At 61.7% G+C, this 20,300-nt stretch carries 19 protein-coding genes and 1 tRNA gene; 8 read left to right on the plus strand and 12 right to left on the minus strand.

Annotation, left to right across the window (positions count from 1 at the left end; all coding sequences use genetic code 11):
* Nucleotides 1-19 precede the first annotated feature (19 nt).
* From XMD517_RS14305 to XMD517_RS14315, 3 genes are all read left to right on the plus strand, one after another.
* Nucleotides 20-529, plus strand: coding sequence for a hypothetical protein (locus tag XMD517_RS14305; protein ID WP_173485247.1), 510 nt, complete (start codon nucleotides 20-22; stop codon nucleotides 527-529).
* Complete coding sequence (locus XMD517_RS14310) at nucleotides 510-1,220, plus strand: hypothetical protein (RefSeq protein WP_173485248.1); 711 nt, start codon at nucleotides 510-512, stop codon at nucleotides 1,218-1,220. The genes XMD517_RS14305 and XMD517_RS14310 overlap by 20 nt, the downstream gene beginning before the upstream one ends.
* Before the next feature lie 217 nt (nucleotides 1,221-1,437).
* A complete protein-coding gene (locus XMD517_RS14315; protein ID WP_173485249.1) occupies nucleotides 1,438-3,951 on the plus strand; it encodes an FAD-dependent oxidoreductase in 2,514 nt (837 codons plus the stop codon).
* A 124-nt stretch (nucleotides 3,952-4,075) separates the two neighbouring features.
* On the opposite strand, the gene XMD517_RS14320 is transcribed toward XMD517_RS14315, so the two are convergent.
* Together XMD517_RS14320 and XMD517_RS14325 are read right to left on the minus strand one after the other, a co-directional pair.
* The gene (locus XMD517_RS14320; protein ID WP_173485250.1) at nucleotides 4,076-4,522 is read right to left on the minus strand and encodes an EF-hand domain-containing protein; all 447 of its coding nucleotides are present in this window, start codon (nucleotides 4,520-4,522) and stop codon (nucleotides 4,076-4,078) included.
* A gap of 121 nt (nucleotides 4,523-4,643) precedes the next feature.
* Nucleotides 4,644-5,246, minus strand: a complete 603-nt coding sequence (locus XMD517_RS14325; RefSeq protein WP_173485251.1) for a DUF937 domain-containing protein — start codon at nucleotides 5,244-5,246, stop codon at nucleotides 4,644-4,646.
* 132 nt (nucleotides 5,247-5,378) lie between these two features.
* Here XMD517_RS14325 and XMD517_RS14330 point away from each other — a divergent pair, with 132 nt between their 5' ends.
* Complete coding sequence (locus XMD517_RS14330; RefSeq protein WP_217360416.1) at nucleotides 5,379-5,744, plus strand: GFA family protein; 366 nt, start codon at nucleotides 5,379-5,381, stop codon at nucleotides 5,742-5,744.
* A gap of 21 nt (nucleotides 5,745-5,765) precedes the next feature.
* On the opposite strand, the gene XMD517_RS14335 is transcribed toward XMD517_RS14330, so the two are convergent.
* From XMD517_RS14335 to gcvH, 5 genes are all read right to left on the minus strand, one after another.
* A complete protein-coding gene (locus tag XMD517_RS14335) occupies nucleotides 5,766-6,833 on the minus strand; it encodes a DUF1513 domain-containing protein (protein ID WP_173485252.1) in 1,068 nt (355 codons plus the stop codon).
* Between the two features lie 4 nt (nucleotides 6,834-6,837).
* Nucleotides 6,838-7,866: an imelysin family protein gene (locus XMD517_RS14340; protein WP_173487952.1), complete on the minus strand. Its 1,029-nt coding sequence runs from the start codon at nucleotides 7,864-7,866 to the stop codon at nucleotides 6,838-6,840.
* On the minus strand, nucleotides 7,863-9,374 hold the full coding sequence (locus tag XMD517_RS14345) for a di-heme oxidoredictase family protein (protein WP_173485254.1): 1,512 nt from the start codon (nucleotides 9,372-9,374) through the stop codon (nucleotides 7,863-7,865). The genes XMD517_RS14340 and XMD517_RS14345 overlap by 4 nt, the downstream gene beginning before the upstream one ends.
* A 118-nt stretch (nucleotides 9,375-9,492) precedes the next feature.
* Nucleotides 9,493-9,939 carry a thioredoxin TrxC gene (trxC, locus tag XMD517_RS14350; RefSeq protein WP_173485255.1) on the minus strand — a complete coding sequence of 149 codons (447 nt, stop codon included), beginning with the start codon at nucleotides 9,937-9,939 and terminating at the stop codon, nucleotides 9,493-9,495.
* A 165-nt stretch (nucleotides 9,940-10,104) separates the two neighbouring features.
* Nucleotides 10,105-10,464, minus strand: coding sequence for a glycine cleavage system protein GcvH (gene gcvH / locus XMD517_RS14355; RefSeq protein WP_173485256.1), 360 nt, complete (start codon nucleotides 10,462-10,464; stop codon nucleotides 10,105-10,107).
* 132 nt (nucleotides 10,465-10,596) lie between these two features.
* Between gcvH and XMD517_RS14360 the strand changes: the two genes are divergently transcribed.
* The gene (locus XMD517_RS14360; RefSeq protein ID WP_173485257.1) at nucleotides 10,597-11,199 is read left to right on the plus strand and encodes a gamma-glutamylcyclotransferase family protein; all 603 of its coding nucleotides are present in this window, start codon (nucleotides 10,597-10,599) and stop codon (nucleotides 11,197-11,199) included.
* Here XMD517_RS14360 and XMD517_RS14365 read toward each other — a convergent pair.
* On the minus strand, nucleotides 11,179-12,528 hold the full coding sequence (locus XMD517_RS14365) for an MATE family efflux transporter (RefSeq protein WP_173485258.1): 1,350 nt from the start codon (nucleotides 12,526-12,528) through the stop codon (nucleotides 11,179-11,181). The two genes, XMD517_RS14360 and XMD517_RS14365, sit on opposite strands and share 21 nt — an antisense overlap.
* Before the next feature lie 308 nt (nucleotides 12,529-12,836).
* Between XMD517_RS14365 and XMD517_RS14370 the strand changes: the two genes are divergently transcribed.
* Nucleotides 12,837-13,061: a hexameric tyrosine-coordinated heme protein gene (locus tag XMD517_RS14370; RefSeq protein ID WP_055188392.1), complete on the plus strand. Its 225-nt coding sequence runs from the start codon at nucleotides 12,837-12,839 to the stop codon at nucleotides 13,059-13,061.
* 71 nt (nucleotides 13,062-13,132) lie between these two features.
* On the opposite strand, the gene gltX is transcribed toward XMD517_RS14370, so the two are convergent.
* Nucleotides 13,133-14,458: a glutamate--tRNA ligase gene (gene gltX / locus XMD517_RS14375; protein ID WP_173485259.1), complete on the minus strand. Its 1,326-nt coding sequence runs from the start codon at nucleotides 14,456-14,458 to the stop codon at nucleotides 13,133-13,135.
* 88 nt (nucleotides 14,459-14,546) lie between these two features.
* Nucleotides 14,547-15,389 carry a glycosyltransferase family 2 protein gene (locus XMD517_RS14380; protein ID WP_173485260.1) on the minus strand — a complete coding sequence of 281 codons (843 nt, stop codon included), beginning with the start codon at nucleotides 15,387-15,389 and terminating at the stop codon, nucleotides 14,547-14,549.
* A gap of 212 nt (nucleotides 15,390-15,601) precedes the next feature.
* Here XMD517_RS14380 and XMD517_RS14385 point away from each other — a divergent pair, with 212 nt between their 5' ends.
* A complete protein-coding gene (locus tag XMD517_RS14385) occupies nucleotides 15,602-16,042 on the plus strand; it encodes a CopD family protein (protein ID WP_173485261.1) in 441 nt (146 codons plus the stop codon).
* A 230-nt stretch (nucleotides 16,043-16,272) separates the two neighbouring features.
* On the opposite strand, the gene XMD517_RS14390 is transcribed toward XMD517_RS14385, so the two are convergent.
* Both XMD517_RS14390 and XMD517_RS14395 read right to left on the minus strand, forming a co-directional pair.
* Nucleotides 16,273-16,346 (minus strand) — tRNA-Gly (locus XMD517_RS14390).
* 204 nt (nucleotides 16,347-16,550) lie between these two features.
* Entirely contained in the window at nucleotides 16,551-18,242 is a 1,692-nt protein-coding gene (locus tag XMD517_RS14395; RefSeq protein ID WP_173485262.1) for an NAD+ synthase, read from the minus strand.
* 188 nt (nucleotides 18,243-18,430) lie between these two features.
* Here XMD517_RS14395 and XMD517_RS14400 point away from each other — a divergent pair, with 188 nt between their 5' ends.
* Nucleotides 18,431-20,005 (plus strand): MORN repeat-containing protein, encoded by a 1,575-nt coding sequence (locus tag XMD517_RS14400; protein WP_371732367.1) that lies wholly within the window; start codon nucleotides 18,431-18,433, stop codon nucleotides 20,003-20,005.
* Nucleotides 20,006-20,300 lie beyond the last annotated feature (295 nt).

A 20,300-nucleotide genomic window follows, 5' to 3' on the forward strand; every position in this document is an offset into this window, starting at 1 on the left:
GGGTTGCTAGGCTTTCACCATGTTTCGAGTGCTTCAACTGATCCTGATGGTTGGATTGGCCTGCCTGTTGGCGGGCCTTTATGGCATGGTGCATAATCAGGTCAGCTACAGCGTTGGCCCGGATTATTTCCACGCGTTCAAATTCATCCAGTTCCGCATCTCGCCTGAGCTGGCCCCGCGTATGGGCGCCGCCTGGGTGGGCTGGCAGGCCAGCTGGTGGATGGGAGTGGTGATCGGACTGCCAATTGCGCTTTTGTCACTGGCGATCCCGGATGGGCGCGCCGCCTGGCGGGCCTTTGCGGGCATTGCAGTGCTGGTGGTGGTGCTGACCTTTGCGCTGGGGATGCTCAGCCTGCTGGCGGACCCGCCGATGGAGCATATTCCCCTGCCGCGCGGCACCATTGATGCGATCGGATTTGGCCGGGCCGCGATGTTGCATGACACCTCCTATCTTGCGGGAGGGTTTGGCCTCTTGGTGGGGCTGGTGTTGATGGGGCGGAAAGTCAGACATGCGCGCCGCTCTTTCTAAGACGCTGCTGTTCGGGCTGGGGCTGATCGCCGTGGTGGCGGGCTGTGCCCGTCCGCTGACCCCAAATGAGCGCGCTTTGGCGCAGGAGGTTTTTGGCGACAGTTTCGACCCGGAGCCGGTGCGGGTGCGCATCGGGATCGGGCTGGCAGCCCTGCCAACACAGGCGCCATCTGATGGACGCGCGGCGCGTCTGGCGGAAAAGACGGGGCAAGATGGCGGGCGCCCTGCGCCTGTCCCGGGCAACGATATTCCCAAGGATGCCTGCGACCGGGTGGCCACCCCTGATGCGGTGGGCTGGCGGTTCCCGGCAGGGTTCGTGCTGGGCAATCAGGTGTTTTTGGTGCGTGCCGCCTATCGCCCCGACATGTTTGCGGGCTGGCCAGCGGCGCTGCCCATGGCGCAGTCGCTTCTGATGGCACATGAACTGGTCCATGTCTGGCAGTATCAGAACCGCGCGCGGACCGGGTTCACCACGCTGAAATCCGGGGCCGAATCCTTCCGCGAAGGTGACCCGTATTACTGGCCCGACAAAGGCCACAACACGCTGCTGGCCTTCAATTTCGAAGCGCAGGCCACGATTGTCGAAGATTACCTGTGTTACAGCCTGCTGTTGCCGGACCATCCAAAACGTGCCGAGCTGGCCGCGCTCATTGGGGACACGCTGCCCGTGACCCGAAATTTCGGCCCCTGAAGCCGCGCGTTCACCTGCAGGACCGGTCGTGTTTTTCCCCGCGGCGTGGCAAGGGCAGGGGGGCATTTGGCGGGGCATGACGCATCGGATCGGCGCCTTATCTGGCGGACGGAGTGCGTCCATGTCGCTTTTTCCCTGTTTTCGGTCGGCCAGACTTTGAGATGCAACCGGATTTGCGGCACAAATACGCAAACAGTTTTCCCAAAGGGAGTCGTCCATGAAAACTCAAGTCAAAGCGCTTGTCGTCGGCGGTGGTGCCGTTGGCACGTCGATCGCCTATCATCTGGCCAAAGCGGGCTGGGATGATGTCATGCTGATCGAGCGTGACGAGCTGACCTCCGGCTCGACCTGGCACGCAGCAGGCCTGCTGCCGCTCTTCAACATGAGCTATGCCACCACCCACATCCACGACTATTCGGTCAAGTTCTATAAGGAACTGGAAGCGGAAACCGGGTTGAATGCCGGTTTTGCCGTGGTGGGCAACCTGCGGATGGCGCAGACTGATGAGCGGATGGACGAATACCAGCTCTACGCCTCGACCGCGGACACCGTGGGCATCAACTATGAGTTCCTGACCCCGGACCAGATCAAGGAACGCTGGCCGCTGATCGAGACCTCGGACCTGAAGGGTGCGCTTTACCACACCGAAGACGGCTATATTAACCCCGCCGACGTGACCCAGGCCATGGCCAAGGGCGCCCGTCAGCGCGGCGTTGAGATTGTGCGCAAGATGCAGGCCGATGACTTCCACTGGAACGGCACCCACTGGGAAGTGACCTGCACCAAGATGGTGGAAAAAGGCGGCAACCTGATTGAGAGCGATGAGAAGGTCGTGATCACCGCTGAACACGTCGTGACCGCCTCGGGCAACCACGCCCAACGCACCGCCAAGATGCTGGGCATCAAGATGCCGGCGATCCCGGTGGAACACACCTTCATCGTTATGGACCAGGATCCCGAACTGGTGAAATGGCGCGAAGCGGGCAACCCGGAGCACCCGGTTGTGCGTGACGCCGACAACGAATCTTATGCCCGCGAAGAGCGTGGCGGCTGGATCCTCGGCATCTATGAGCGCGGCGCCCCGGCCCGTTTCGAACATGGCGTGCCGGACAGCTTCCGCGCCGACCTGTTCCCGCTGGATCTGGACCGGATTGCGGATCAGTATATGGCAATGGCGGAACGCGTGCCGTCCTGTGCTGAATCGGGTCTGAAAGACGATTTCAACGGCCCGATCTGCTACACCCCCGACGGCAACCCGCTGGTCGGTCCGGCGCCGGGTCTGCGCAACATGTGGCTGGCCGAAGGCTTCTCCTTCGGGATCACCGCGGCTGGCGGCACCGGTTACTACCTCGCCCAGATGATGGTCGATGGTGAGGCCGAGATCGACATGGCGTCGCTCGACCCGAAACGCTATTCATCCAACTGGATGACCACCGAGTTTGCAGCGCGCAAGAACGAAGAATGCTACGAGCATGTCTACATTCTGCACCACCCGGACGAAGAGCGCCCGGCCTGTCGCCCGCTGCGCTGCTCGCCCGCCTATGACCGGCAAAAAGAGCGCGGTGCGCAATTTGGCTGGGTCAACGGCTGGGAACGCCCGAACTACTACGGCCCGCTGAACGCACCGGAAAACTTCGACGAAGAAAGCCGTTCGTTCCGCCGGGGTGAGTGGTGGAAATACGCCGTGGAAGAAGCCAAGGCGATCCGCGAAGGCGTCGGCCTCATCGACGCCACCGCCTTCACCAAACACGTGGTCAAAGGCCCGGGTGCCACCCAGTTCCTCGACTGGTTTACCTGTAACAAACTGCCGAAAATCGGCCGCATCAACCTGACCTATGCCCTGACCGAGGCCGGCACCACCCGCACCGAATACACCATCGTGCGCAATGGCGAGAACAACTACTACCTCGTTTCCGCCGGTGCCTGGACCGAATATGACGCCGACTTCCTGCGCAAAGCCGCAGAAGATAAAATGGAAGAGTTCGGTTACATCGAGATCCAGGACGTGACCACGCAGTGGGGCGTGTTTGCCATCGCAGGACCCAAGTCGCGTGACGTGCTGAACGAGATCATCGTGGATGCCGATCCGGCCACTGCGCTGACCAACAAACGCTTCCCGTGGCTCTCGGCCAAGCAGATCGAACTGGGCATGTGCCCGGTCAATGCGATCCGTGTGGCGTACACGGGTGAGCTGGGTTGGGAACTTCACCACCCGATCGAAATGCAGAACTATCTGTTTGATCTGCTTGAAAAAGCTGGTGAGAAACATGGCATGAAGCTGGTTGGCGCCCGTGCACAGAACTGGCTGCGTCAGGAGAAATCCTACCGTGCGTTCGGCACCGAGCTGGGCCGCGACGCGACCCCGGCCGAGGCCGACCTGCCACGCTTCATCGACCTGGAAAAAGACTTCCACGGCAAAGAAGCGATGATCGAGAAAGGCGTGCGTTTCAAATGCTGCACCCTCTTGATCGACGGGCCGGATGATGCGGATCCGTGGGGCCGCGAGGCGCTGTTCCTTGATGGCAAGAAAGTGGGTCGTCTCACCTCGGGCGGCTACTCGGTGGCGTTTGAGAAGTCGATCGGCATGGGCTACCTGCCGCCGGAGCTTGCCGTTCCGGGCCAGAAGCTCAAGGTCAAGATCATGGGCAACCTGTGGGATGCGGAAGTGACCGTCGACAGCCCCTATGACCCGAAAAACGAAACCATCCGCAAAAACGCAGAAGGTGCGTAACCGCGATCTGGTTTGAAACTGGAAAAGCCCCGGACATGTGCCGGGGCTTTTTCTTTATCTGGCTATGGGGGCGATCAGGGTGCCGGTGAAAGCAGGCGCAGGGTGGTCTGTTACGCGGAGGTCTTTACCAGGCGTCGAGCTCGTGGGCGGTGATGCTGCCATCAAGGTCGGTGTCCACCCGCTTGAACCAGAGGGCAGAATTGCCCTGATATTCGGCCTTGCTGACCAGGCCATTCCCGTCAAGGTCGCTTTCCTCCCAGCTCAGGCTGGCAAGGATACGGTGCGGTTTGTCGCCAAGGGCGCTGACCTCGGGCGTGGCCTCATGCGCGGCATGGGCAAGGGTCAGGCGGGCAAACTCCTCGGCTGTCAGAGCCCGGTCCCCATCCATATCAAATTTCAGGAAGTCCGCCGTGCGCGCCGAGGCGAGCTCCTTGAGGCTCACCGACTGGCTGCCATCCGTGTCAAACTGGGCAAAGAAATGACGCACCATGGCCGAAGGTTCCGCCATGGCGGCCCCGGTTGCTAGGCTGATGGCGACAAGGGTCGGGGGGAGAAGCAAAAAGTGGCGCATGGGGTCCTCTGCGGTGGGGTGTCCTGCCGCCTGCCTGTCATTCCCGCCCCGGTTTCGCAAGCAAACACCCCGGTTATGCGGCGCTTTGTCACCGCATAACCCCTTAACATGTATATGGAAATCAGCCCTGAATCTTCTCCAGAATGTCGTCCATCACCGATCCGTCGCCATCTGCGTCAAGAAAAGAAGTCAACAGATCCAGAGCCGGGCCGGATTTGGGGGCATCGTCCATTGACTTGCCCAGAACCCCGCTGACCAGTGACATCAACCCACCTGCGCCGGTTCGCTCAGGCATCATGGTGGAAAGCGTCTCGTCCGGCATGGATTTCTGCAACCCGCCCTGGACCATCGCCGCGAGCGCCGGCAGGAATGCAGCGATCTGGTCAAGCTCGATCCCGGTGCTGCTGGCCGCTTGTTTGGCAAGGTTTTTGGTGCCTTTGTCGCCCAGAATGCCGGTCAGGAACTGGGCGCCCTGTGCCTGGCCCTGCGCGCTTGCGGCAAGGCTTGCATCCTCATATAGCGCGGCCTGTTCTTGCCCCTGCAACGCGCCGATCACACCGGACAGGCCGCCGTTTTCAACCTGTGCTTTGGTGGCCTGACCAAGCTGAGGGGCCAGCATCTCGGTCAGCTGGGTGGCCTGTGCCGGATCCAGGCCAATCTGTTCGGCCAGCACCGACAGGCCCTGACCGTTCTGGGCTTGTTGCAAAAGATGTAAAAGGGACATGGGGGTCCTCCGCCCTGAAATGGTTACATTCTGCCTTTCTTCACGGATCCCTGGGCGGGCAAAAGGGGAAAGCTTGCGAAACCCTCCCCGGTTTGAAACTGTGGCAGCAATGAACTGCGAAAGGGTTTCAGAATGAGTGACATGATCCAGGGACGCTGCCATTGCGGCAAGGTCACCTTCGAAGTGAGCCGTCCGGAATTTGCGGTGCGGTGCAATTGTTCGATCTGTCGCAGATATGCCGCCACATGGGCGCATTGCCCCCCGAATGAAGGGCGTATCCTGACCGGGGAGGATCACGTGACCAGCTATTCCTGGGGCGACCACCTGATTGATTTTCATGCCTGCAAAACCTGTGGCTGCGTGACCCATTGGGGGCCGGGGTCCGCCGCGGATCAGGATCGGTTTGCCGTCAATCTGAACATGGCAGACCCCGCAGCATTGCACGGGCTGCGCATCCGCCGTTTTGATGGGGCAGACAGCTGGGAGTTTTTCGACTGATCAGGACCCTTGGCGCCGCGATCACACCGCGATCAGGTGGTTGTCCCAGGCCCACTCGCCCGCCACCGGGGTAAAGTGATCGCCCAGGGAGTCATGGTGAAACAGCCCCCCGTCACAGGAAATGATCAGCCCGCCCGCGCGGCTGCGTGCCACGCCAGAGGCCGTCCCGAGGGAGCGCGCCCCGGCAGGCTGTCCTTCGGCGTCAAAGTAAATCACCACGCTGCCTTTCGGGCCGGTGACGGCAAATCCCCCATCATGCGGCGCATAGGCGATCGATCCGGCATAGTTTTTCAGCTGCCCCTGCTCGGGATGGGTCAGAAGGGTGATCTCTTCGCCCCGCTTATGGCGCGCCACCAACGGCACGTCATCCAGCGGGTTGCCCTGCCATTGCAGCGCCATCAACACCGCGCCATCGGCGGCAATGTCGATATGACGGATCGAGTTTTTCTGCATGTTTTCAGGTAGAAACACCTGTTCCTCCAGCACCCCTTTCGCATCCAGATAGACCAGAGAGGAGCGCATGCTGGGGATGTTCAACCGGGCGCGGGGCATATCGGGATGGGTCTGAATTCCCCCATTGGCAACCACAAACCCACCTTCCTCACGGCGCAGGATTTCATGGGGGCCAAGGCCGCCGGATGGCAGTTCTCCCACCCGCCGATAGGCCCTGTCAGCATCGTAAATGCCAATTGCCCCGGTCAGGTCATCATAGTTGTTTTCGGTGGCAAACAGGAGGTTACCATCAGAGGAAAACGCGCCATGCCCATAGAAATGGCGCCCGGGCGGGCTGATGATCCGCGCGCGTTCCCGTCCCCTCACGCAGTCCAGCACAACCGCAAACCTGCCCGGGCGGCGGGCAAACCCGACCACTTCGGCGCGGGTGGGATGGGGCGTGGCGCCATGGCCGCGACCGGGCAGGGGCAGTTGGAAACACAATGTACCGTCTGCCTGCAGCCCGACCAGCCAGGTGGATTTGTCAGGCCGGTTGGCGGCGGTGATGACATCCGGTGCGCCTACTGCGGCCCACCCGGTCAGGCCGGGGGCGGTGGCAAGGGCGGCGGCAGAGGCCAGAAAGTGGCGTCGTTTCATCTGATCAATCCCCATCCCCTGCGCTGAACCCGGCCTGCAGGCCAAGTGCCGGGCCCACCGTGTCCTCAAGATAGATCTGCAGGGTCTGAAACCGGCTGATCACCCCTTCGATCCGAACCCGTAAAAGCGGATCTTCCACCGCATTCTGCAACGGTTGATCAATCTTTTCCAGCCGTTGTGCGAGGTCGGAAAGCCTCCGGGTCAGCTCTGCCCGGATTTCCTCCGGGAGGGCCGGGCCAAACCCGTTCGAGATCACCGGTTCCATCCCGTGCAGCTGGGCGGCGATGATCCGGGTGCTGAGCCCCGCGCGCCAGGCTTCGGCACGTTTCGGAAAGGCACGTTGATAACTGCCCAGCGGGCGTTTCAGGCGATGGTCACGCATCCGCAGGATGGAAAACCCAAGCGCGGTGAACATCTGGCGCGAAAACTCCTGATCGCTCAGATAGGTCGGGTTGTCCGGCCCGGCGCTGCGCACCAGATCCGCCCAACCCGGCTGGCCGAACCACTGATCGTAAAGGGCGTTGGATGTGGCGGCCAGCTGGCCGGTGATGCCGATCAGGACCGGGCATTGGGCGGGGGCGTCACGCGGGGCATCAAACAAAAGCCGTTCAATTGCCGGCAATCCCTGCGCCGCGACCGAATAGCGTGCGATGACCGCCGGATTGGCCTGCTCCTCGGCCGAGAGCCGCCGCAGCTGTGTCAATGCCCGCCCGACAAACCCTTTCTTGTCCGGGAAAAAGTTCACCCGCAACGCCGCGCCGAGGGTTTCCATCGGACCGAACTGATACGGGTCGAGGGGCGCCCAGGCAAGCCAGGTGGCGCGAAAGGCGGAAGTGACCTCTTCTTCCGTGCTGCGCCCTGCGCAAAACCCCTCTGCCTCCTCGGCCAGCTGGGTCGCATGGGTCTGGAACGTGCCGAATTGATGCTGCAACACGCCTAACAGCCGGTCGCCCATGGCGCCATGATCGGGGTTTCCGGCCCAACCGGTCAGGGGAAGCAGGCAGGCTGCTGCGATGACAAGGAAAGGTTTCATAGCGAACTCACAAAAGAAATCAGATCGTTGCGGTCAGAACGCGTCATTTGCTGCACCCGGTTCCGGGCGGCCTCTGCCTCGCCCCCATGCCACAGGATCGCCTCAAGCAGGCTGCGCGCGCGCCCGTCATGCAGATAGGCCTCGCGCCCCGAGACCTGCCGGGTCAGGCCAATGCCCCAAAGCGGCGGTGTGCGCCATTCGCGTCCGGTTGCCAGCCCCTCCGGGCGGTGATCCGCCAGCCCCTCGCCCATGTCATGTAACAACAGGTCGCTATAGGGCCAGATCAGCTGGAACGAGCGGGTGGGGTCCCCGTCCAGCGGGTGGGTGACAAATTTGGGGTTATGACAGGCGGCGCAACCGGTGTCGTAGAAAAGGGCCTTGCCGCGCAGCACCTCGGGGGCGTTAGGAGAGCGACGGGCGGGCACAGCCAGATTGGCCGTATAATGGGTCAGCAGATCCAGCGCCTGTGCCCCCAATTCGACATTGTCCTGGCTGGGCGAGTTGCCATCCCGCTCAGTGCGGCACGCTGTCTGCGCGTCGGTGCAATCGCCCCAGGCTGCGGGAAATAAGGGGCTGGAAAGGCCGATATCCCCGTTTGCCGCATCTGCCGATTGCTGGCGCAGGGTCGGATTGCCGGCCTTGTGACCAAACCGGCCCAGCATCCATTGGTCATATTCGCGTGACCAGACCTTTTGCGCCTTTCCGGAAATCCCATCACCATCCCTGTCCTCGGGGTCCGCAAGGGCAAGGATATCGGCCTCGGGGATGGCTTCAAGCAGCCCCAGCCCGATCATCTGCGGAGCAATCCGGGGGGAGGTCATCAGCGCCTCTCCGGGGGCACCATGAGAGAGCTGGGTGATTTCATATTCGGGCCTGCGCAGCTCAACCACCTCACCCTCCGCCAGCAGGACCGGCGTGGTCGTGTGGCGCAGTTGAAGCTTGCCCTCTGCCGCGTGGCCGGTGATGGCGCGGTCCTGCAATTGCGCGCCATAGATCGGGTGCGGCCTGAACGGGGCGTTTTCTTCCGCACCGGGCACTGATAGCCGCAGCACCAGCCCCGGCGTTGGATCCATGGCATCCTTGGGGGGCATCCCACGCCCATCCTGCTGGTGGCAGGCGGAACAGGCGCGTGCATTGTAAAGCGGGCCCAACCCGTCGGAAGATATGGTGGAGGAAGGGCCCACCACCCAAAGCTTTTCAAACAGTGCCTCGCCGAGGCTGAAATCCAACCGTGCCTCTGCGCTCAGCTTCGGTGCGGGGGTGGAAAAGGGGGGGCGGTCAGAAGGGGCCAGCTGTGTGCTGATCCCACCGGGAAGGGCTTCGAATGTCTCGGGGGTGGTGAAGTCCTCGGTCCATCGCAGCGCGGCCGCCCGTTTTGCCTTTTGCGCAGCGGTCAGCGGCAGATGTTTCAGGTGGGGGTCTCCGAACGCCGTTGACACATCTGCCGAAGCGGTGAAGGGGGAAAAGGCAAGACACAGTGCGGCGAGGGGCAGGGGGCGGCAGAGCATGGTAACATTCCGTTTTCCGTGCTCTACGCCGGATGGACCGAGAGGTAAAGAGTAATCTGACAGAAATACTCGGATAATACCCTTTCAAACGTGACGCGGTGAAGGGCGCGTACGGGTTTCAGGTTGGGATATTGGCGTTTTTCCGAACAAATTGCTCAATCGCCGGGGCGGGGATGGCGCCGGCCTGCCGTGTCACCTCACGCCCGCCCTGAAACAGGATCAGCGCCGGAATGCCGCGAATGCCATGTTTCTGCGAGACTTTGGGATGGTCTTCGGTATTGATCTTGGCCAGCCGGGCCTGCGGGGCCAGCGCGCGGGCGGCCTGTTCAAAAGCAGGGGCCATCATCCGGCAGGGACCACACCATGGCGCCCAGAAATCCACCAGCAGCGGCACGTCGTCGTTTTTCATGGCTTTGGCCAGTGTCGCCGGATCCAAGGCGCGCACCTTGCCATCGTTCATCTTCGCGCCACAGGTGCCGCATTTCGGCCCTGCGCCCAATTTGTCTGCGGGCACGCGATTGACGGCGCTGCACTCAAGGCAGGTCATTTTCAGGGATTTGGTCATGGGGGTCTCTATCGGGGTCTCTATCATATTCCAGTTGATGCATATCTAATGCGATGATGAAGGACTTCAAGGGCAGGCGGCAATGAAACGCCCCCTGCAGCCCCCCAACAAAAGAACCCGCACGGAGCGGCCGCGCGGGTTGCATCTTTCGGGGGCGGGCAGCACTCAGCCGATAAATGCCTTATACCCTGCCTCGTCCATGTAATCTTCCAGCGGCGAGGGGTCGGAGACTTTTATCTTGAAAAACCACGCCTCGCCTTCCGGGTCGTCATTCACCGCGCCGGGATTGTCGGCGAGTGCTTCGTTCACCTCGACAATCTCGCCATCCAGAGGGGCCAGGATGTCGGAGGCGGCTTTCACGCTTTCGATCACTACGACCTCATCGTCTTTCGACACGGTGTCGCCCTCTTCCGGCAGTTCCACAAACACCACGTCGCCCAGCTGTTCCGCGGCATGTGTGGTAATGCCCACCACCATCAGCCCGTCTTCTTCGCGCAGCCATTCATGTTCTTCGGTGTATTTCATCAAGGTCTCTCCAGAATTTGCCTTATTCATTTTGGTAGCGCCGGTCGGGCGGTGTGGCAATCCCTTGGTTGATTTCCAATGGTTGATCCTTGTGCCAGGATCAGGGCAGGGTGCGGGCAGGAGGGGCCGATTATGAAAGACCCGTTTTTCTTTGGATATGGATCGCTGGTGAACCGGCGCACGCATTCTTATGAAAACGCGCAACCCGCCCGGCTGAGCGGCTGGCGCAGGGCGTGGCGGGCCTCGCCGCTCAGGGCCGTGTGCTACCTGACCGCGGTCCCCGTTGAGGGGGGTGAGATTGATGGCCTCATCGCTTCGGTGCCCGGTGCGGATTGGGACGCACTAGACCTGCGCGAACGGGCCTATGCGCGGGTGCCGCTAAATGGCCAGACAGGAAATGGCCAGAGTGGAAATGGCCTGAGCGGAAATGGCAGGGTGGCGCATCAGGCGGGTGAGGTGGATCTTGCGGTTTACGCCATTGAACCCGGAGCGCATTTTGGCCCCACGCGCGAAAACCCGGTGCTTCTGTCCTATCTCGACGTGGTGGTGCAGGGCTATCTGGATGTGTTCGGCCGCAGGGGGGTGGATCATTTCTTTCAGACCACAGATGGCTGGCACGCGCCGATCCGAAACGACCGGGCCGATCCGATCTATCCCCGCGCGCAGGTCACGTCTGCTGAGGAAAAGGATCTGGTGGATGGCTGGCTCAAAGACCTAGCGGCGGAAGTTGAATAGCGCCAGTTGACGGCGTTGCCGGGTAAATCCAGTGGCCACGGTGCAGGTCTCGCGCAGCAACATGCGCTTAAACATCACCAGGGCGATCACCGCAAAGACCAGTCCGCCCATTGCCCAGCCGATCATCACCCCCGGCGCGCCCCAAAGCTGCGCGCCAAGGATCACGAAAGGCACGGTGCCCACGGTCTGACGGCCCCAGTTGATCATGGTTGAGCGGAACGGGTGGCCCAGATTGTTAAAGCCTGCATTGGTGACAAAAATCACCCCGTTGAAGAACCACAGCAATGCCAGCGGCCCACAGAACAGGTAGACCAGCTCGCGTGCGATGCCCTGCGCGTTGAACAGATCCGCAATCGGTGCGCGAAAGGCAAACAGGAGCGTGGCAACACAGAGGGTGACAATGGCGGTGAACAGCAGCCCGTCCCGGAATGCCTGACGCACTCGGTCCATGTTCCCGGCCCCGTAATTCTGGCCAATGACCGGCCCGATCGCGCCAGAGAGCGCAAAAATCACCCCAAAGGCCACCGGCACCAGCCGGCCGGTAATGGCCATGCCCGCCACCGCGTCTTCCCCGAAGGTCGACATGGAGCGGGTGATATAGGCCTGGCCAATCGGCGTGGCAAACTGCGTCAGGATGGCGGGAATGGCAATCTTCATCAGGTCGGGGAAATCGACGCTGAACGCGTCGCGGGTGGGGCGGTCAAGGCCGCCATGATGGATCAGGATCGGCCAGATCGACAGGATGGCGATGGTGATCCGTGCCGCGACCGAGGCCAGGGCTGCACCGGTCAGGTCCAGCCCCAGCCCAAAGATCAGGATCGGGTCGAGGACAGCATTGACCGCGCCGCCGGAAATGGTCGCCATCATCGCGCGGCGCGCATCCCCATGGGCGCGCAGGATCGCCCCTCCGACCATGGCAATGATCAGAACGGGCAGTGAGGGCAGAATGATCTGCAGGTAATGCTGAGCAAGATCAAGCGTGGTGCCAGACGCCCCGAGAAGAGCCGCCAGAGGCCGGATATTCATCCAGACAATTGCCGCAAACACGGCCCCCAGAACGGCCCCGTAAAAGAGGGCCGTGGCTGCGCGCCTGCGTGCTTTCTGCGCCTCGCCCTCTCCCAACGCGCGGGCCACCAATGCACCTGCCGCGATGGACATGCCGATCCCGAAAGACGAGGTGAAAAAAAGGATCGCGCCCGCATAGCCCACCGCCGCCGCCAGCTCGTCACGCCCCAGCCACGAGATAAAGATCATGTCCACAAGGTCGACAAGGAAAATCGCCATGAGGCCCACGGAAGAGGTCAGCGCCATCACCGTGATATGTCGCATCAGGCTGCCGGTCAGAAACTTCGCCTGTGCGGGGGGCTGACCTCCGAGGTCTCCCCGCCTGCATTATCGATTTCATCTGCCATCCGGGCCTCCTGTCGCGCTTTTGCCAGCTTGCCGGAAAACCGGGTCGTGCGCCAGTGGGCGGGATGCACAGGGACTGTGCGCAAACGCGGGCAAAGCTGTGACATCTGGCCTGCCCCTCTTTTCTGGGCCATATGCCCGGACCATTTGCCATACCCTGATGCCTTGACCGCAGCACAGCTGCCCGGCAGGGTTCTGTCAGCTAAACCAGTCAAAAGGAGGCAGCCATGTCCTGGCTACCCACTCTCATCACATCAACCCCCGAAGAAGGCTATGACCTGGCGATCAAACTGTCGCGCATGGCGGTGAAAAAGACCCAGCCCGATGATGAGGCGCGCTCCAAGATGCGCCCGGAATATGCCAATAATGCCGACAGCCTGACCCAGGTCTCGCAGGTCGTTGCCACCAATTTCCAGACCGTGGCACAGGCCAATAACTATTGGCGGGACTGATCCGGCACCCGGATGCTGCAATGAAAAAAGCCGCCCGATTTGGGCGGCTTTTCTGTTTTTTTGTTAAGGGGTTAGCCCTTGGCGCGGATCACCTGCAAAAGTGGCAGAAGGGCCGACATGTCCGGGCCGTGGCTCATCCCGGTCAGTGCCTTCCTGAGCGGCATGAAGAGACCACGCCCCTTGCGGCCGGTCGCGGCTTTCACCTCTTTGGTCCAGTTGCCCCAGGTCTCGCCATCAAACGGGCCTTCGGGCAGCAGCGCCAGCGCCTCGGTGACAAATTCCTTGTCCTCATCGTCGATCACCGGGTCGGCACCGTTTGCACAGAGGTCCCACCACGGCGCCAGATCTTTCAGCACGGTGATGTTTTCGCGGGCCACGTTCCAGAACGCTTCGCCCTGCTCTGTGGGCACACCCAGCCCGGTCACCGTCTCGGCCACCGCATCATAAGGCAGGGCGCCCAGATAGCGTGCGGTCAGGGGGTAAAGGTCATCGACGTCGAACTTGGTCGGGGCGGCGCCGAAGCTGCTCAGGTCAAACCCGTCGGCAATCTCATCAAGGGAGCTCATCAACTCAACCGGCTGTGACGATCCCAGCCGCGCCATCAGCGACAGAAGTGCTGCCGGCTCCACACCGTTTTCGCGCAGATCGCGCAGCGCCAGCGTGCCCAGACGTTTCGACAGGGCTTCCCCTTGCGGGCCGGTCAGAAGCGAGTGGTGGGCAAAGCTGGGCACCGTGCCGCCAAGGGCTTCGATGATCTGAATTTGCGTGCCGGTGTTGGTCACGTGATCGGACCCGCGCACCACATGGGTCACGCCGAAATCCACGTCGTCACAGACCGAGGCGAGCGTGTAGAGGAACTGCCCGTCCCCCCGGATCAGCACCGGGTCAGAGACCGAGGCCGCATCAATTGAAATGTCGCCCAGGATCCCATCGGTCCAGTTGATCCGCTCATGATCCAGCTTGAACCGCCAGTGACCTTGCCCACGCTCTTCGCGCAGGGCGGCCTTTTCGGCCTCGCTGAGCGCCAGCGCCGAGCGGTCATAGACCGGCGGTTTGCCCATGTTGAGCTGCTTCTTGCGCTTCAGGTCCAGCTCGGTCGGGGTTTCAAAACATTCGTAAAACCGCCCCATGTCGCGCAGTTCCTGCGCGGCGGCCTCATACCGCTCCAACCGATCCGATTGCTTTTCCACCCGGTCCCAGGTCAGGCCCAGCCATTCCAGATCTTCCATGATCGCATCAGCATATTCCTGCTTCGACCGCTCCGGGTCGGTGTCATCCAGACGCAGGATGAACTGGCCGCCGGATTTGCGGGCAATCAGGTAGTTGAAAAGCGCGGTGCGCAGGTTGCCCACATGGATATAGCCGGTGGGCGACGGGGCGAAACGGGTGGTGGTCATGCATAGATCTCCTTGGCCGGGACGTGTTTCACATCACGCGGCTTTTGTCCATATCCGCAAAAAGCGAGGGGGCGGGCAGCGGGGGGTGTCAGATCAGCCCGCGAAACCGATCCGGGATGGTGACAACCGGCTCGTCTTTCAACATGCCCGGCTTGTTCAGCGCATAGGGCGCGCGTTCGCGGCGCTGGCGCTGGCGGGCGGTGGGGAAATAGGTGTCGCCGTCATGGGCGCGTGCTTCGGTGATGATCTTGAACAGCGCCTCGCGCCGCTCCAGATGCCCGCCCCAACCGGTGGCCAGCCGGTCCTTGTCCAGCGTCTTGCCGGTTGAGCGTTCATAATCGACCATGCCGAAATGGAAGGTGAACAGGTTGGGGTCGATCCGAAACCCGTGCCCCTTGATCCGGTGCATGCCTGACCCCCAGGTGACGGGGCGAAAGGTGGTGATCGGCTTGGTGTAGCGGGCGGAAAGATGCGCGTAGCGGCGCTGATCCAGAAAGGGGCGGCTGGGATCCAGCGGCCCTTCTTCGACCATATGCTGCCCCACATCCAGACCCAGCCCGGAGACGGAAACCTTGTCGGTGAGCAAAGACAAGTAGCCGGCCAATGTGGTGTTCAGATTGGGATCCACCACCAGAAACTCGTCCACGTCGCAGGCCAGAACACTGTCGAAATACCGATAAAGCCCGCGCGCCAGCGCAGACATGACCCGAGCCCGGCGCCGCATGGCGCCCACGCGCTCCATCGGTTGATGTGGCAGGTAAAGGAAATTCACCTGATCGGCGCCTTCGCAATCAGGTTTTTCCTGATCATGGCCGTCCAGAAACACGTAAAGATGGCGATGACCAAAGGCCCGGCCATAGTGGTCAATCCATTTGGGCAGGAACAGGTCGTCGTTTCGAACCGTTGTCATTGCGGCAAAGAGTTTTGTCATATGCTCCTCGGATCGGGCTGTCCGGTCAGATGTCACCTCCTTTCATATCAGGCCGGATTTGTCCACTGCCCGCGCCGGAGGGGCGACTGCGCATGGCGAGAATTTCCGCCCCCTCTTAGCAAATATCAATGCTTTGGCCCGGGAGGCAGCTAGGGTGCGGGGGCAGAAGCCGGGGCGCAATGACCCCGCCGCGCGAGTTTGGAAAGAGCAACATGTTTTATCTCGTCTTGGTGGTGCATCTGCTGGGGGCCGCGGTCTGGACCGGGGGGCATATCGTGCTGGCGACCACGGTGTTGCCACGGGCGTTGAAGGCGCGCGATCCCGGAATTCTGCTCAGATTTGAGCAGGGATATGAGCGGGTTGGGATGCCTGCCCTGCTGGCGCAGGTGGCGTCCGGTCTGTGGCTGGCCCATGCGTTTGTGCCGGATATCGGTGACTGGTTGCGCTTTTCCGATCCGGCAAGCACCGGGATCGGGGTGAAGCTTGTGCTGCTGGCGATCACCGCGGGCTTTGCGGTGAATGCCCGGTTTCGGGTGATCCCGACCCTGTCGCCGGACACGTTGCCTTTGATGGGCTGGCACATCCGCGCGGTCACGACACTTTCGGTGCTGTTTGTGCTGACCGGGGCGTTCCTGCGCACGGGCGGGTTTTGAGGGCGGACGAGGGAAGAGGGGCGCTGCCCCTCGGCCTGCGGCCTCACCCCGAGGTATTTTGAGCAAGAAAAAGCCGGGAGATGAGCGGGCCAGAAGGGGAGCGGGGGCGGCGGTTTCATGCGGGTCTGTCCCCAGTGTCCGCCGCCAAACAGATACCGGGCCATCAAGCGCCGGAGCAATGGCTCAGCGGGCATCTGAAACGAAAAAGGTCTGCCGATTTGGGGAGGGTCTGGAGCGGGCGGCGGGAATCGAACCCGCGTCATTAGCTTGGAAGGCTAAGGTCTTACCACTACACAACGCCCGCGCAGTGAGGTCATGATCTATGACATGACAAATTGGGGGTCAAGGCCATTTCCGGTTGTCCGGGTAGAGTTTTGGAAAAATTCTTTTCGTCCGTTCCTCGTGTCATCGTGACGGGAGGCGTGGCGGCCATCGTGGCTGGTGGATCCGCCCGCGGGCCGGAACCGCTCGGGCAGATCTGTTATGTCCATTAGGGCAGCGCGACCGGTTAGCTCATGTCGCGCCAGCGGTTCACGATCGGATAGCGTCGGTCCAGCCAGAATGCCCCTTTGGTGAGCCGTGTGCCTGGCGCCGACTGGAAGCGTTTATATTCCGAGATGAACACCAGATGTTCGACCTTTTTCACGATGGCCCGGTCAAACCCTGCCGTGACCAGCTTGTCCACCGATTTCTCGTGGTCGACCAACCCTTCGAGGATCGCATCCAGCACGTCATAGGGGGGGAGGCTGTCCTCGTCTTTCTGGTCCGGGCGCAGTTCGGCCGACGGGGGTTTGTCGATGATCGACACCGGGATGATTTCCCCTGCTGGTGCCTTCATCCAGGGGCGATGATTGGCGTTGCGCCAGCGGCATTGTTCAAAGACGCGGGTTTTGTAGAGGTCTTTGATCGGATTGTAACCGCCTGACATGTCACCATAAATCGTGGCGTATCCCACGGCGACCTCGGATTTGTTGCCGGTGGTGAGCAGCATGGCCCCGGTCTTGTTCGACAGCGCCATCAGCAGCAGGCCCCGCAGGCGGGACTGGATGTTTTCTTCGGTAATGTCCGGTGCCATCCCTTCAAAAAACGGCGCAAGCGTGTTGGTGATCGCATCGCGCCCTTCCTTGATCGGCACGAAATCATACTGGCAGCCAAGGCGCTGGGCGATGTCCTTGGCGTCCTCCAGAGAGCCTTGTGAGGTGTATTCTGATGGCAGCATCACGCAGCGCACATTCTCAGGCCCCAGCGCATCGGCGGCAATGGTGGCCACGATGGCGCTGTCGATCCCGCCAGAAAGGCCCAAGAGCACCTGTTTGAACCCGGTTTTGCCCATGTAATCGCGCAGGCTGTCCACCATGGCGCGGTAATCCTGTTCCCATTCGTTGGGCTGGGGGGCGACCTCGCCCGCCGCAATGCGCCAGCCCGTGTCGGTCTCGGTCAGGTCGATATGGCGGATTTCTTCGTCAAACACCGACATACGCAGGGCAAGCTCCCCGCCGGGGTTCAGCGCAAAGGTGCCGCCATCAAACACCTGATCATCCTGACCGCCCACCATATTGAGGTAAATCAGCGGCAGACCGGTTTCCACCACGCGACCCACCATGTGATTGAGGCGCACGTCATATTTGCCGCGGAAATAGGGCGAACCATTGGGGATCAGCAGGATCTCGGCGCCGCTTTCCGCCAGTGTTTCGCAGACGTCATGGGCGTGCCACGCATCTTCGCAGATCGGGGTGCCGATGCGCAGCGGGCCAATGGAATAAGGGCCTTGTGGCGCGGCGGAGGTGAAATGGCGTACCTCGTCAAATACGGTTTCATTGGGAAGGCGTTGTTTCAGCACGCGGGTTTTCACCGCCCCCCCTTCCAGCACCCACCAGGCGTTATAGAGGTTCTTTCCGTCATGATACGGCGCGCCAATGCCCATGGCAGGGCCATCGGCGCAGTCGCGGGCGAGTTGCTCTACGGCCTCCATCGCGTCGCGGTAGAATTGCGGGCGCAGCACCAGATCCTGGGTCTGATAGCCGGTGAGGAAGGCCTCGGGCAGGGCGACCATCTGGCTGCCGGCCTCTTTCGCGGCGGCCCAGGCGGCCCGCGCCTTGTCGGCATTGGCGGCGATGGCGCCCACCGTGGGGTTCAGTTGGGCCAGGGTCAGGCGGAATTGGGCGGGGCGGAAATCGGGGGTGTGGAAATTCTCACTCATCGCGCGTCTTCTATTACCGGGTCTCAGGACATTTGCGCACAGATGTAGCAGTATTTGGCCGAAGGGGAAGCCCCCGCGCCGGAATGTGGGGGAAAAGCGTTGTTTCGCCCCGGAGGCTCCTCTATCTTGCCAAAGATGCCCTGATGATGTCGGGGCCTGTCTTGTCGTTTGATTTGAAGAGGTTGGGCATGAAGCACCTGCTGCGCTTTCCCGCGATCGGGGCCGTGATGGCCACAACAGCTCTGGCCGCGGGCCTGATGCCGGGGGGCGTCGTGGCCCAGGATGTCGAGATCAAGCAATATGATGACGGGGCTGTCTATGAGGGCACGTTCAAGGGCGGTCTTCAGCATGGGATGGGCACCTACCGTCTGCCCTCTGGCTATGAATATACCGGCGAATTCATTGACGGCGAGATTGTCGGGCAGGGCGTGGCCCGTTTCCCGAACGGATCGGTTTACGAAGGCAGTTTCGCCAAGGGCAAGCCGGACGGGTTTGGCCGGATCACCTTTGCCGATGGCGGCACCTATGAGGGCGATTGGGTGGATGGCAAGATCAACGGCACCGGCCTGGCAATCTATGCCAATGGCGTGACCTATGAAGGTGGGTTTCGCAATGCCATGCACCATGGCAAGGGCCGGATGGAGAGCCCCTCTGGCTATATCTATGAAGGCGACTGGGTGATCGGTGTGAAAACCGGGCGCGGTGTCGCCAGTTACGCCGATGGCTCGGTCTATGACGGAGAGCTGCGCGATGACCAGCGCGATGGTGAGGGCAAGCTGATCTCGGCGGACGGGATGATCTATGAAGGCCAATGGGCCAAGGGGCAGATGCATGGGCAGGGCAAGCTGACCCAGGTCAACGGCGATGTCTATGAAGGCATGTTCAGCGCCGGTGCGCGCGACGGCAAGGGTAAGGTGACCTATGCGGGGGGCGATGTGTACGAGGGGATGTTCTCGGGTGACAAGCGTCATGGCAAGGGCCGCTTTTCCGGTGCGGATGGCTATGTCTATGAAGGGGACTGGATCGAGGGGCGCATCGAGGGGACCGGCGTGGCAACTTACCCGGATGGCTCGGTCTACCAGGGCGCGTTTGTGGATGGGGTGGCGCAGGGGCAGGGCATGATCGTCTATCCCGACACCAGCTCTTACGAAGGCGAATGGGTCGCCGGGGTGATCGAAGGCAATGGCGTGGCCCGTTATGCGGATGGAACGCAATATGACGGTGCTTTTGTGAATGCGCTTTATGATGGGCAGGGCAGCCTGACCACCGCCACGGGGGCAAGCTACAAGGGGGACTGGCAGGCCGGTCTGCCCAGCGGGCAGGGCGTGTCGGTGCTGGAAGATGGCAGCACCTATGAAGGCGGTTTCTTTGCCGGCCAGCGTCAGGGACAGGGCGTGCTGACAACCGCTGATGGCTTCCGCTACGAAGGCGAATGGCGGGCGGGGCTCTTTCATGGCAAGGGCGTGGCGGTCTATGCCAATGGCGATCTGTATGATGGCGGCTTTGCCGATGGCAAACGCCATGGCCCGGGTGTGGTGATCCGCGCGGATGGTGCGCGGGAAGATGGCGTCTGGGAGGAGGGCTTTCTGCAAGGCAGCGTGCGGCACCCGGATCTGTCCTTGCCCGCCGATGAAGGGGACGCGGCCGCAGATCAGCCGGAGGCCGGATCAAATCCTGGCTCTGACCCGGCAGCGGAACTGACGGTAGAAACGTCCCCCGAGGTGCCCGCAGAAGCCGAGCCGGGCACATCGACCGGAAACTGAGACCGGACCTGAAGCGCTCGCTCCGGGTGTGTCCTTGGGCCGTGTTAATGGGCGGTGTTTCTGGTGGATCCATCACCGGATTTGCCAGAGATTTACCGGAGAATTACCGGCGAATTATGAGGGGAAGCCGAAAAAACCTCTTTCCCCCGGTAAAAACTGCCCTATAGTCACCGCCATGGTAACGCAGACACATATCGCTCCCTCGGCCCGTATCGGCCTGGCTGCTCTTTCGCTGCTAACACGCCTCTGAGCGTGCCATCTCGGCGCGTCCGCTCAGAGGATTTGCCTGATCGCG

Source organism: Aliiroseovarius sp. xm-d-517, assembly GCF_013283135.1.
Classification (GTDB): Bacteria; Pseudomonadota; Alphaproteobacteria; order Rhodobacterales; family Rhodobacteraceae; genus Aliiroseovarius; species Aliiroseovarius crassostreae.